Source organism: Blautia segnis, from assembly GCF_014287535.1.
Classification (GTDB): Bacteria; Bacillota; Clostridia; order Lachnospirales; family Lachnospiraceae; genus Blautia_A; species Blautia_A acetigignens.
In genome coordinates, this window is the sequence record NZ_JACOOT010000033.1 from 171,008 (window position 1) to 184,398 (window position 13,391).

Below are 13,391 nucleotides of genomic sequence, written 5' to 3' on the forward strand. Positions count from 1 at the left end.
CGTTTTCTGAGAACTGATATTGGGGAGATCCGCATCTTTTCCCGTGACGAGAAGAAGCAGGATGATATGCGACATGAATTCCAGGTGAAGATGCCGGAAGTGGCAGACAAGATTAAATTTTACATAGGAGATGTTCGTGACCTTCAGTCTGTAAAAAGTGCAATGCATGGCGTTGACTATATTTTCCATGCAGCTGCCCTGAAGCAGGTTCCGTCCTGTGAGTTCTTTCCTATGGAAGTGTGCTAGCATTGGGGTCAGACCCCGGTAAGGACACACTACTGTTCACATGGCAAAAACGGTAAGTTCAGAGTAAAGAGGAAAACCAGCAGGAAGAAGTTCAGCCATAAATGCAAGGAAGTTCACAAACTGATAGGAGAAATGAGAACATTACCCGTAAGAGATACGAAAGGGTCAGACCCCGGTAAAAAATTTGCAGCAACCGGGGTGGAATCAAGTCCGATAAAAGAAGAGTCTATGATTCCATGCTCCGAAAGAATGAGTACTTGGGACTTCATGATATCGGAAAGTATAGAGTAATCAAAGTTTTTAAGGAAACGGTCAAAAGTCCAGTAAGATGGAAGTGGAACAGTAATATCAAAACCGCAGTAATGGGCGATGAGTAGATTATTGTTGAGGTAATCAACAAGTTCCGTAACCATAGAAAAACCTTCGCATTTCATGACAATAAAGGAACAGATCATGGAATGGTTTGAAAATCCTTTACGTCCGTTGGACGGATACTCTGGAACGGAAGATAAATCCAGATTCAGAAAAAGTGAGTCATAAAATCTGGCAACAGGTTGGGAAGTAAAAAGTCGGATATCTTCAATAATTTCTTGACGGTAGATAGCAATCAGCTCCTTTCTGGGAAATTAATTTTGACAACTTAATTATACCATTTGGAGCTGATTGTTACTATAAATTATGAGTGATAAAGAGGTATGCCATGCCTCGCAAACCCGCATAAATACTGAATGTGCGGAGTTTTGCTCATGGCTAATATTATAAATATATAGAGGTGATACAAATGAAAATTTTTATTAGTCATTCTAGCAAGGATGAAGATATCTATACAAATCTTGCTGATAGTTTGCGCAAACAAGGACATACAGTTTTCAATGCAATTGATATAAACATAGGAGAAAATTGGATTGAAAAAATAAAAAATGCATTGTATGAATCGGATATTTTTATTGCTATTATTACTGAAAACTTTTTAAGTTCATCATGGGCACAAGCTGAATTGAGTTCAGTTGTATTAGGCACAAACAATATTCGGCTACTTCCTGTTGTGGTAGGTGATGTATTTGTCCCCAGCTTCATAGCTCAATTTCAATATAGGAAAGTTAAAACCGAAGAAGAAATTATTTCAGCAGTATTAACGGATATTGCAAAATTAAGCAATATCGAAGATAACCCATCGCTTTTTCAAAAAAAGGGAATCGCTCAGGTGGAAGAAAATAATTTAGAAGAAAAAATAGATTTATTAAAAGCAGCACTAATTGATAATCAACTGACCTTAGTATGTGGTGCAGGTGTATCAAGGGATTCATCCATACCTACTTGGAATGAACTCTTAGTTAATATCCTTAATGAGGTCTATTCAAATGACCATGATTTGAATACAGAAAATAAAGTTACAGCGGAATCTTTGCTTTCGCTTATGCCACAATCAAATTTAATTCTGGGAAAATATTTAAAAATAATATTAAAGGATGATTTCAACAAAACTGTTCAAAAGCATCTTTATTTATATTACAATCAATTCTATGAATTTGAACCTATTAACCCTAATTTGGAAACAAATATGATGAAAGCAATAGTTGAGCTTTCTCGTCCAAAAAGAAGGGGGAAACGATTAGAATCAATAATTACTTTTAATTTTGATGATTTGATAGAGGGAGCTTTGTCAAATCATAACATTGAACATATCTCAATATGGAAAGAAGGTCAAGCATATGGGATAGATGCTTTACCAATTTTCCATGTACATGGTTTTTTGCCAAATAAGAGAGATATTATAAAACCTAATCTAGTTTTCAGTGAGGAAGCATACCATTCTCAGTTTATTGACCCATATAGTTGGTCAAATTTAATACAGTTAAATACATTTTCTACAAATGTATGCTTATTTGTTGGGTTAAGTTTATCTGATCCAAACTTAAGAAGATTACTGGATATTTCATGGAGAAGAAATCAGAGATGTAAGCATTATATTATTATGAAAAAATCACCCCAGAAAAGCAGAACTGACGAAATTGCTACGATGCTTTTTGAGCAGGATGCAAATTCACTAGGGTTAAATGTAATTTGGTGTTCTGATTATTCAGACATACCAAGTATATTGTTGAAAATCGCAAAGTGATGGTAATTTTAGAATACAAAATCTATTTTGAACTTAGAGGAGATTAAATGTCTAATGAATTATTTAATATATTTTCTGCTATCGGAATAGGCTTGACTTTTTTAGCATCAATAGCAGCAGTAATTGTTTCAATAATATCGTTAAGATATTCAAATAAAGTTGCGAAACGTTCAGGATACTTAGGCACGATTACTGCTAGTCGTGACAAATGGTCGAATTCTTTAAGAGAAAGTTCTTCTTTATATTTTACTCAGATTGCACGAATATGTAGTGGACAAGAGGATAATTTAGAGGAAATCTATAATGAATTAACACGATATCATTTTGCAATAGTATTGTTGTTATTTGAGCAAGATGAAGAAATCCATAATAATATGAGTGTAGTTCGGAGCAAGGTTTTTGAAATTGTTGACCAAAGTAACATAATAAATCAACAATATAAGAAGCTGAAAGAGTCTCCTAATGCCACAGAAACATATATAGAAAGCCAAGAGGTGGTTGTAAAAGCACGACAGAAAATGTATGACTTGAGATGCTCAATTTTAAATGATTATCAAGGGAGAATATTTAATGGAATAAGAAATTTACTTGAACGTGAATGGAGAAAGCAACAATATGAGGCAACAGATATGTGGAAAGAAAAATAGGACTCATTGAAAGCCGATGCTGATTGCATTGGTTACATTGAAGGAAGGGACAAAATATGCCAAATTATCGTCTTTTAAATTATAATCAAGGTGATACTGTTGCAACAGGATTATATCACCCTAAAACAACTGCTATTTTATTTGATAAGATATGGATACCGAGTGATTTTAGACATTCTCAATATGGACGTATATTGGAATATGATAAAATTCCATTGAGCGTTTGTGTCATCGAAGAAATTGAAGAAAGTATAAGAAGTTTTAATGAAGTAGGATTCATACGGAAGGCTCTTCTTGAAGGAAAGAAAATCAAAGAAATAAACTTCAAAGATGCTGAAATCGATGGCTTAAGGATTATGCCATATGTTGGTCAGAATCGCCCATTTTATACGGTTGAAGAAGATGTTTTAGGACTTGAGTTTCTATTTAGTGGTTCAAGAAATGTAGGGCTAAAACAGGTTGTTAATAGTTTTAAACGTATTTATGGCATAGAAATCGTACCGATTTACCTTGGACATACAGCGTTTGAAGAGAGTCTTTTGGTTCATGACGAAGAAATGGCACAATTTCAATTGCAACGATATAAACATAATTCAGGAATTAATGCAGTTTTTCAGTTTGACCTATTTCCTATTCCTAATCTATCTGAATTTGAAAAGCAGACGACACATAGTGCATACGAGGTGTGTTTATCTAATATGCCTGTAATTGTTGAAGAGCGATTAAAATGGAAACAAGTGTTGGAGATGAGAAAAGATGCTGAATCAATGAAAAAAATACATCGTTTTAGAAGATGGGTGGATTTGGAATTGGATGGTAAATCTAAAAATGAGATAATCCAATCTCTTGAAAAGGCTATTGATGATTACAAATATGCACTTAAAAAACATGGTGTTATGACGGCGATTGGTGGGTTGACTACGGTATTGTCAGCATCTTCGACGGTTATTGAAGCTTTTTCGGGAGACTTCTCGGCTCAGATGTCAGCAGGACTTGCTATTTCGGGCGGTTTGATTACATATACGGCAACTCAGCTAAATGATTATTTTGAAAAAAAACGCGAACCAATCGCTTTGATTTATGATTTAGAGAAGAGTAGTATGACTATTATGGAAAGGCTAAAAAATAAATTGAAGCAATAATAGTACAAAAATGAATCTTGGTATTCAATATATTAAAACATGTATTGACCGATAAAAATTAATAATTATGTGTTAGAATTATAAAAATATGCAAGATATCTTATGGGAGTAACAGTATGAATCGTGTTAGTAACGTAGCATTGGGGTCAGACCCCGGTAAGAAAAAATGAAGATAGTTAAAGTAAGATAAAAAGTTTCTTAAAAATGTATAAAATCCAATGCGAATGTTGGATCGATTAAGAAACTAAACTTTGGAGCATATTATGATAGATGTTGATAGCGTACAATTTCCAAAACAATTACCATAATATGCTGCCCTAAGTAAAGGTTGTAGCTTTGCTTGAAAAGCAGAATTACTGCTTTTGAAACAAGACCATAACAGGGGTATTTATTATTTACGCAAATACATAATAGGAATGAGAGGAATATAGAATGTCATTATTTACAGGAAAAACACTTATGATCACCGGAGGAACAGGTTCTTTTGGAAATGCGGTTCTAAACCGTTCTCTGAGAACTGACATTGGGGAGATCCGCATCTTTTCCCGTGATGAGAAGAAGCAGGATGATATGCGCCATGAATTCCAGGTGAAGATGCCGGAAGTGGCAGACAAGATTAAATTTTACATAGGAGATGTTCGTGACCTTCAGTCTGTAAAAAGTGCAATGCATGGCGTTGACTATATTTTCCATGCAGCTGCCCTGAAGCAGGTTCCGTCCTGTGAGTTCTTTCCTATGGAAGTGTGCTAGCATTGGGGTCAGACCCCGGTAAGGACACACTACTGTTCACATGGCAAAAACGGTAAGTTCAGAGTAAAGAGGAAAACCAGCAGGAAGAAGTTCAGCCATAAATGCAAGGAAGTTCACAAACTGATAGGAGAAATGAGAACATTACCCGTGAAAGAGATAGTGAAGAAACTTAATCAGATTCTTGTTGGATATTATCATTACTATGGAATCACAGATAATTCAAGGTCAATAACATCCTTCTGATACAGGGTGACGAAGAGCCTGTTCTTCTGGATGAACAGAAGAAGTCAGAGAAGAAGTTACCGGTGGAGTGGATTTCTGGACATGCTTACAAAGGCATATCCACTAGCTAAACCGAGAATATATGTGAGCATATATGAATAGCTGTAGAATAATTAGTTCCGTAAAGAGCCGGATGCGGAAAAGCCGCACGTCCGGATCTGTGAGGGGCACACCAAGTAATTGGTGTGTCTACTCGACCGATAAGGAACTTTTATGATGGAAATGAAGAAAAGAACAAAGAATAATCTTTTAGGATATTGAAAAGGAAAGAGATGTGATATGAAACGTATTTTGCTGAATAATGCATTGGAAGCATGGGAGTCTGCAATTTCATACGCAGATGATATTATGAATGGAATGACGACTCTAAAGTATAGAAAAAATTTTGTAGCGTCACTTCACAATGCTACTGAGCTGTTTATAAAACAACGTATGCTTGATACTGGAGATCATAGTGTGTGTGAAAAGATACGGGCTAATCATGACCCAGATCGCAAGTTGCAGGATGCATTTAATGCGGCAACAGATTTAAATGAATTCTTTTTAAATTTGTTGCCGACTGATGCAGAAAAGTGTCATTCCGCAAATTATAGTTTTATCTGTAAAAAAACAGACAACTTATTTAGCACTTACTACGAGGAGAATCTACAAGATAAAAAGATTGTAAACACTGCCTTGGCAACATTAAAAGACTTGCGAAATGATGAGACTCATTTCTTTATTGATAAATGGACATTTCTAAAGGAAAGTGAATTTGTACAGCTGTATAATTTTATGATTGTGTTTTGCAAAATACTGCAAGAGTATGATTTGTTACCATTTTGGGGAATACCCTCAGGCGAATATGAAAAATTGGATTTTGACAAAGATGAACTGAAATCATTTTGCTATAAAGATGCATTAACATCGTCAGATTTGTTTAAGGAGATTTCTGATGTATTAGAAGATGGTGTTGATTTGAGTTGCGGAGAGGATTCTGCTTTCTCTGTGTCACAAGCAATTATGCAATGTATTTATCAGAGTCAGCCCAAAAGGGAAATTGAATTTGACAAGTTATGGGCACTGGTTGAGACTGCAATGCATTATGAAATGATTTTTATCAGTAATATTAAGGTAGAAGAGACTGAGGATGGAATAGTTGAAAAGCAATGTTCCTATTTGAATGTTGATAAAGGGAAGTAAAAAATATTGAAAATCAATGAAAATGAATTGAAAAAACGCTGACAACTATCCTAACACACAGGGCATAGGAGATGTTCGTGATCTTCAGTCTGTAAAAGGTGCAATGCACGGCGTTGACTACATTTTCCATGCAGCTGCCCTGAAGCAGGTTCCGTCTTGCGAGTTTTTCCCGATGGAAGCAGTTCGCACCAATGTAATTGGTACCGATAATGTTTTAACTGCTGCAATTGAAGAAGGGGTGGAATCTGTTATCTGCCTTTCCACAGATAAAGCTGCATATCCTATTAATGCAATGGGTATCACCAAAGCTGTAGAAGAGAAGGTTGCAGTAGCCAAATCCCGTATGTCCGGAAAGACAAAAATCTGCTGTACTCGTTATGGAAATGTTATGTGCAGCCGTGGATCTGTTATTCCGCTTTGGATTGACCAGATTAAGAATGGCAATCCGATCACACTGACAGAGCCGTCTATGACCCGATTTATTATGAGTCTGGAGGAGGCTGTTGACCTTGTTCTGTTTGCATTTGAGCATGGTGAAAATGGAGACCTGTTAATCCAGAAAGCGCCTGCATGTACCATCCAGACACAGGCAGAGGCTGTCTGCGAACTCTTTGGAGGAAAGAAAGAGGATATTAAGGTAATCGGTATTCGCCATGGTGAAAAGATGTACGAGACTCTTCTTACTAATGAAGAATGTGCAAAGGCGGTTGACATGGGCAATTTCTACCGTGTGCCTGCAGACAACCGTGGTTTAAATTATGATAAATATTTCAAGGAAGGCGATGAAGAGAGAAATACTCTTACAGAGTTCAATTCCAATAATACAAGAAGATTAGATCTTGAGGAAACGAAAGAGAAGATAGCGTCTTTAACCTATATTCAGGAAGAACTGGCGAAAATGGAGCAGAAATAAAACTGGACAGAAGAGGGAGAAAAACAATGTCTTACGATTTTAAATGGAAAAATAATGGTGCGATTAAGTGTATGATCGTTTGTGGAACCAGACCGGAGATTATCCGTCTGGCAGCAGTTATGAAAAGATGCCGCGAGTATTTTGATACCTGTATTGTTTATACCAATCAGAACTGGGACAAGAATCTGTCTACTGTTTTCTGGGAGGATTTTGACCTTGGCGGATCTGATATCCTGCTTCATGTTGTAGGAAATCATCTTGGAGAGACTTGTGGGAATATTTTGGCTCAGACATATGAAGTGATGGAAGAACTGAAGCCGGATGCACTTCTTGTGCTGGGAGATACCAATTCCTGTCTGTCTGCCATTTCTGCCAAGAGACTGCATATTCCTATTTTCCATATGGAAGCGGGCAATCGCTGTAAGGATGAGTGCCTTCCGGAGGAAACAAACCGTCGAATCGTGGATGTGATTTCTGATGTGAATCTGCCGTATTCAGAGCCTGCAAGAAAATATCTTCACGAAATGGGAATGCCAAAAGAGAGAACTTATGTAACAGGTTCCCCTATGGCGGAGGTCCTTCACGGAAACCTGGACAAGATTGAGGCATCTGATGTTCTGGAGCGTTTGGGCCTGGAGCCGAATAAATATATTCTTTTATCTGCTCATCGTGAGGAGAATATTGACACAGAGAAGAACTTTACCAGTCTTTTCACAGCAATCAATGCGCTTGCCGAGAAATACGATATGCCGATCCTGTACTCCTGTCATCCTCGTTCTAAGAATCGCCTGGAAAAGAGCGGATTTAAGCTGGATCCTCGTGTGCGCGTCAACGAGCCTTTAGGCTTTAACGATTATAATAAGCTGCAGATGAATGCCCTGGCAATTGTATCAGATTCCGGTACACTGCCTGAGGAGTCCTCTTTCTATCTTTCCATCGGACATCCTATTGCGGCGGTTTGTATCCGCACATCCACTGAGAGACCGGAAGCTTTGGAAGCGGGAAACTTTATTCTTGCAGGTATTACGACAAATGAATTGCTGCAGGCTACTTCCATGGCCATTGATATGAAGGAAAAGGGAATCCTTGGAAAACCTTGCCCGGATTATACAGATGAGACAGTGTCCATGAAGGTTGTAAGGATCATTCAGGGATATGTAAATGTAGTAAATAAGATGGTCTGGAGAAAAGATCAGAAATAATCTAGTTATTTCTTTGGAGGATTAAAATGAATATTTTAGTGACAGGTGCCAAAGGCATGGTAGGAACAGCTTTGGTTAACAATCTGAAAAACATCCGTGATAACAAGAACAGAACAAGGCCTGCAATCAAAATTGATGAGATCTATGAGTATGACATTGACTCAACTTCAGAAGAACTGGATGAATATTGTCAGAAAGCTGATTTTGTTTTCAACCTTGCGGGAGTCAACAGACCTGAGAATCCGGAAGATTTCATGAAAGGAAATTTTGGCTTTGCATCTCAGCTGCTGGATACTTTGAAGAAGTATAACAATAAAGCATCTATTATGCTTTCGTCCTCTGTCCAGGCTACTCTCGCCGGACGTTTCGGCAATTCCGAATATGGCCGCAGCAAGAAAGCCGGAGAGGAGCTTTTCTTCCAGTACGGGGAAGAAACAGGAGCAAAGGTATATGTATACCGCTTTGTTAACCTTATGGGTCATAGCCGTCCGAAATACAATAGTGCCATTTCTACCTTCTGCTGGGCAGTGGCCAATGACGAAGAATTTACTGTAAATGACAGAAGCACAGAGCTGGAAGTCCTTTACATTGATGATCTTGTGGAAGGCATGTTTGATCTTCTGGAAGGAAAAGAGCAGCACTGTGAGTTCGACGGTGTGGAAACTGTTTTAAAAGAAGATGGTCGTTACTGCTGTGTTCCGATAACCCATAAAGCTACTCTTGGTGAGATTGTTGATCTTTTGCAGCAGTTTAAGGAGCAGCCTATCACTCTGCTGATGCCTAAGATGCCAGAAGGAAGCTTCGCCAAAAAGCTTTTTTCCTTATATTTGACTTATTTTCCAACAGATAAATTCAAATACGCTATGAAGATGAATTGCGACAACCGCGGTTCCTTTACCGAGCTTGTGCATACCAAAGACTGCGGTCAGGTAAGTATTAACATCAGCAAGCCCGGTATTACCAAAGGTCAGCATTGGCATAACAGTAAATGGGAACAGTTTATTGTAGTTCATGGTCATGGTTTGATTGAAGAACGAAATATTAATACCGGAGAGAAGGTATCTTTTGAAGTTTCAGGAGATAAAATTGAGGCGATTTATATGATACCGGGATGGACTCACAATATTATTAACCTTAGCGAGACAGAAGATCTTGTGACGGTTATGACATGCAATGAGGTGTTTGATCCGGGAAAGCCGGATACGTTTGGGGAACCGGTGTAAGAGAATAAAGAAGTTATGGGTAAGGAGTCCCGGATATATTGGTGGAATGTACTAATATGTCCGGGAAGAAATGTTGAATAGTAAGCAAGTTAATTGGCGGAATATTTTTTATCCAAAATAGTCAGAATATTACAATAAAATACCCCAAAGACAGAAAATACTATACAGGAATTATGTAACATATGTCGAAAAAAAGAAATGGAAGCATTCGGTATAACGAAAGAAGAGAATTGGAAAAAAATGGTATAATGGAAGAAACGGTAAATCCTGATTGTAAGAGATTCAGGAAATGTTAAGAAATTTGGATAATAAATGTGCCTTGGAATAGGAGCAGGAAAACTGTGATACCGTAGAAGGCAATAAAGTAAATAATAAATATATGGTTTGGGGTGTAAAAAAGTTTCCCTGGCAGAATTTAATGGTGTTGGTAAATAGTTTTTTTGTGGCCCTGGAAATGATAAAATAATTTTTGAGAATAGAAAAGTCAGAATTTTTAAAGATGATGATAAAAAGAATTTCTGTTCATGTTATGAAAAGATATTTCAAACTGATGCAGAAGAGATATGGTCTATTGTAGAAAGTGCAAAACGACAAAAACATGGAACAATGTTACTTTTTACTGAAAATGCGCCGATGGAATCAATTAGATTATCTAAGGCAGGATATCAGGTTGCAGTGAATAAAACGATGAACAACAGATGGATTAAAGCCCTTGGAGAAATAGACGGAGCAATGCTTCTGGATCAGTATGGGAAGCTATATATGATAGGAGTTATATTGGATGGAGATGTTAATATAATAAATCATAATTATTTATGATAATGCTTTAGAGCGCAATAACTGCTATGGAAACAGTGTGATGAGTCATAAAATATATAAACTGTTCATATGAGGCACTGAAATATAATGAAAACGTATTATTCGTTTGTGTATTTGGATGATAATATTATTGATGGTTTGTATTCTCAATTATTTGGAGATGCTGTAGAAATATGCACAATGAAAGAAGATACAACGAATATTGATGCATCAATAAAAAGTAATTTGATGAATATAATTAAATCGACTATATTAGGACAGAGCAAAACTTCAATATCAGAACAAGAAAAAATGGTAATATCAACATCTAAAAAAGCACAGTTGCTTATTAATCATTTGAAAAAGGAAGAAATTTCTATTCAGGAAATTATTTCTCATAATCAACCGTTTAATGAAAGTATTTATTTTGTAGGTAAAGCGTATTTTGTTATAAGTGATATTTATGATGAAGAAACAGGCCTATCTTTATTTTCTAATAGACTAGAAGATGAACTTAGGTATATAGGGAATAATACTTTTGTCATAGTATTAGAAAGTGGAAATACAAAGTTTATAAAACAAAATTGCTTAGATGATAAGAAGAACAAGGATTATTTATATGGGATTATGCTTCATATGTCTAGTCCTAAAATGAAAAAGAATATCCGGCATTTAACTTGGAGAGTGGAACGTTCTAAAGGATTTGATTTTTACATATTTGGAGAATTAATTAAGTGCAGTGAAGAATATTACAAAATATGTCCTTTTGCGGTATGGTGTTAGGTAAACGGTGAACCCAGAGTATCGTTGCTCAAATAATTACACACCTCTTCGTTAGAGCAGCAGGCACCGCTGATAAGGAGGCTGAGATGTGAAAAAAATACAGATAAAGAAAATTTTTGCTTTAGAAACATATGAGAGGGATATGAATGATAAAAAAATCAGGTGAGAACTCCATTCATACTTCAGAAACAGCCTATGATAAAGCTATAAGAAGAATGGAAGAACGAGAAGCACACATTTTGGATAGTCAGGCAATTCAGGTAGGAGCAAGTGTTGCGGAACAAGTAAGAGTACAACAGGCACCGCTTACTCAAGTATTGCAGGATACCAACTTAATAGAACAAAATAATTTAGGCATTGCCGCTACAACCGCGCCCCTATCCTCTGTAGCACAAACATTGGTTCCAGATAGTGTTCTGAGTTCAATGGCTGGGGCGTTAAATGTTTTAACTGCAGCCATACAGCCGTATCGAGATATGAATCCATTTAACTCAGATGTTCTCGCTGTATTTGAAACGGCATCGATAACACCTGAGTTGCAAGAGTTTCGGACACAGTATGAAATTAGCGTTCAGGCAATGGGCAGTGGAATAACTGCCATTTCTGATTATATAGATGAGTTAACAACACAGTGGAACAATGCATTTGCTTTAAATGATGTGTTGGAGCGCAGTATTGCAGCACAGAATTTTGCAGTGGTAAGGATATTGCCAAATTATAACGATTTGGATTTACCACGAGGCGGTAAAAGAATATTAAAGTCTTTGACTAAAACGACTGCTAAGAAACTGATGCAGTCTGAGAAGATTCAGTTTGATCCTAAAGAAAAAGTCTTCTATTACAAAGATTCACCGGACAATAAGCTTTCTGCGGATCAGATTACAGTGGTAGCGAGTTCGCTTGAATTGTTTGAAGAATTTTCACTTGATGAGTTGCTTTCCTTTGAAAGTAAATTGGAACAAAATTTTGCTTTTGCTTTACATCATCCGGTAGGTATTAGAATATATGAGATGCTTAAGAATTGGAATTATTTTGTCAGCTTTGAGGACATTACATATTATCATGCAAGGACATTAGGTGAACATCAGCGTCCATATCATGATTCTGAGATGATGAAGGCCCCTACGAATGTTTCTGCGCATGGACGGTATAACGAGGTAGGTAGAAGCTGTTATTATATTGCCGAAGGTAAGGAAGGTGCATTGAAAGAAATCTATAAACACAGTGGCGGAACAAAGCCTCGTGTGCAAGTAATCGGACTTAAAGCTGTAAAACCTGTGAAATTACTGGATTTGTCGGGAGATATAAAGAAAACGAATCGCTTCATTGAGCACTTGCGTTTTACTGTAGAAAATGAAGCGGGTAGAACGGTGCATGAATATCTGCTCCCTAATTATGTTGCTTCATGCTGTAAAGAAATAGGAATTGATGGAATTAGATATAGGAGTACAGGATACAACTGTTGCGTACTGTGGAAGGATGACTACTTTGAATATGTAGAAGGCAGCAGAGATGTGATACCAGAGTAAGTGAAATTGTGTTTATAAATAAACTACTATAGATTGGCAAGAAAGGAGAATCAAAAATGAATAGTTTATATGTAATAGATAAGGATACATGTCCGGAATATGATAATATAATACAAAAGGGTCAATGTGGCGATTGTGTACACTATGAAGGGTTTAAAATGTATGAGGGATTGCCATGTATTTGTTGTGAATACTATGATGAGGAGAGTAATGAAAATCAGTTGTAGCCAGATCCGTGACAAGAAATCAAATCTAATTAGTGGCGAGCTGAGAAATTAGCAATATTAAAATTCAAAGAAAAGTGGTTTATTCAGATAATTTTAGTGTCCAGTCTAGCATTGGGGACAGACCCGTGTTCCCAGTAACAAGAGCCACTGAGGGGCAGGTATCAGAAAGAATGTGGGGGTTGTAGCCAAAGGCTTACATGAAACAAAACCACCGAGTGAAAAATAAGACGTAAATGAAAAGCCTAATCCCCCAGCTATGCTGGGGAGAATGGAGTAGGCGGAAGCGGTGAGGATAACAAAATAAAGCCTCCTGTGATATGATGAGAATGGTGTCGCAAGCCAAACTCA

At 36.9% G+C, this 13,391-nt stretch carries 10 protein-coding genes and 4 pseudogenes; 13 read left to right on the top strand and 1 reads right to left on the bottom strand.

Features of this window, described 5'->3' with window-relative positions; genetic code table 11:
• Positions 1-237 (top strand): annotated as a pseudogene (locus H8S54_RS14510) (polysaccharide biosynthesis protein); the annotation flags it as partial.
• Positions 238-359: 122 nt separating this feature from the next.
• On the opposite strand, the gene H8S54_RS18335 reads toward H8S54_RS14510, so the two are convergent.
• Entirely contained in the window at positions 360-857 is a 498-nt protein-coding gene (locus H8S54_RS18335; protein ID WP_330600196.1) for a transposase, read from the bottom strand.
• Between the two features lie 170 nt (positions 858-1,027).
• Between H8S54_RS18335 and H8S54_RS14520 the strand changes: the two genes are divergently transcribed.
• The 12 genes and pseudogenes from H8S54_RS14520 to H8S54_RS14575 all read left to right on the top strand — a co-directional run bounded on the left by H8S54_RS14520 (position 1,028) and on the right by H8S54_RS14575 (position 12,816).
• On the top strand, positions 1,028-2,365 hold the full coding sequence (locus tag H8S54_RS14520; protein WP_186901724.1) for a TIR domain-containing protein: 1,338 nt from the start codon (positions 1,028-1,030) through the stop codon (positions 2,363-2,365).
• Positions 2,366-2,412: 47 nt separating this feature from the next.
• Positions 2,413-3,012 (top strand): hypothetical protein, encoded by a 600-nt coding sequence (locus tag H8S54_RS14525; RefSeq protein ID WP_186901725.1) that lies wholly within the window; start codon positions 2,413-2,415, stop codon positions 3,010-3,012.
• A 56-nt stretch (positions 3,013-3,068) separates the two neighbouring features.
• On the top strand, positions 3,069-4,154 hold the full coding sequence (locus tag H8S54_RS14530; RefSeq protein WP_186901726.1) for a hypothetical protein: 1,086 nt from the start codon (positions 3,069-3,071) through the stop codon (positions 4,152-4,154).
• A 432-nt stretch (positions 4,155-4,586) separates the two neighbouring features.
• A pseudogene (locus H8S54_RS14535) lies at positions 4,587-4,895 on the top strand (polysaccharide biosynthesis protein); the annotation flags it as partial.
• A 105-nt stretch (positions 4,896-5,000) separates the two neighbouring features.
• Positions 5,001-5,147, top strand: a pseudogene (locus tag H8S54_RS18340) (group II intron maturase-specific domain-containing protein); the annotation flags it as partial.
• A 318-nt stretch (positions 5,148-5,465) separates the two neighbouring features.
• The gene (locus H8S54_RS14545) at positions 5,466-6,368 is read left to right on the top strand and encodes a hypothetical protein (protein ID WP_186901727.1); all 903 of its coding nucleotides are present in this window, start codon (positions 5,466-5,468) and stop codon (positions 6,366-6,368) included.
• Between the two features lie 64 nt (positions 6,369-6,432).
• Positions 6,433-7,281, top strand: a pseudogene (locus tag H8S54_RS14550) (polysaccharide biosynthesis protein); the annotation flags it as partial.
• A 26-nt stretch (positions 7,282-7,307) separates the two neighbouring features.
• Complete coding sequence (gene wecB / locus H8S54_RS14555; RefSeq protein ID WP_186901728.1) at positions 7,308-8,483, top strand: non-hydrolyzing UDP-N-acetylglucosamine 2-epimerase; 1,176 nt, start codon at positions 7,308-7,310, stop codon at positions 8,481-8,483.
• Positions 8,484-8,509: 26 nt separating this feature from the next.
• Positions 8,510-9,706 (top strand): polysaccharide biosynthesis C-terminal domain-containing protein, encoded by a 1,197-nt coding sequence (locus H8S54_RS14560; RefSeq protein ID WP_207725621.1) that lies wholly within the window; start codon positions 8,510-8,512, stop codon positions 9,704-9,706.
• Between the two features lie 633 nt (positions 9,707-10,339).
• Positions 10,340-10,525 (top strand): hypothetical protein, encoded by a 186-nt coding sequence (locus H8S54_RS14565; protein ID WP_186901729.1) that lies wholly within the window; start codon positions 10,340-10,342, stop codon positions 10,523-10,525.
• Positions 10,526-10,612: 87 nt separating this feature from the next.
• On the top strand, positions 10,613-11,287 hold the full coding sequence (locus H8S54_RS14570) for a hypothetical protein (protein WP_186901730.1): 675 nt from the start codon (positions 10,613-10,615) through the stop codon (positions 11,285-11,287).
• Positions 11,288-11,433: 146 nt separating this feature from the next.
• A complete protein-coding gene (locus H8S54_RS14575) occupies positions 11,434-12,816 on the top strand; it encodes an RES domain-containing protein (RefSeq protein ID WP_186901731.1) in 1,383 nt (460 codons plus the stop codon).
• Positions 12,817-13,391: the final 575 nt, after the last annotated feature.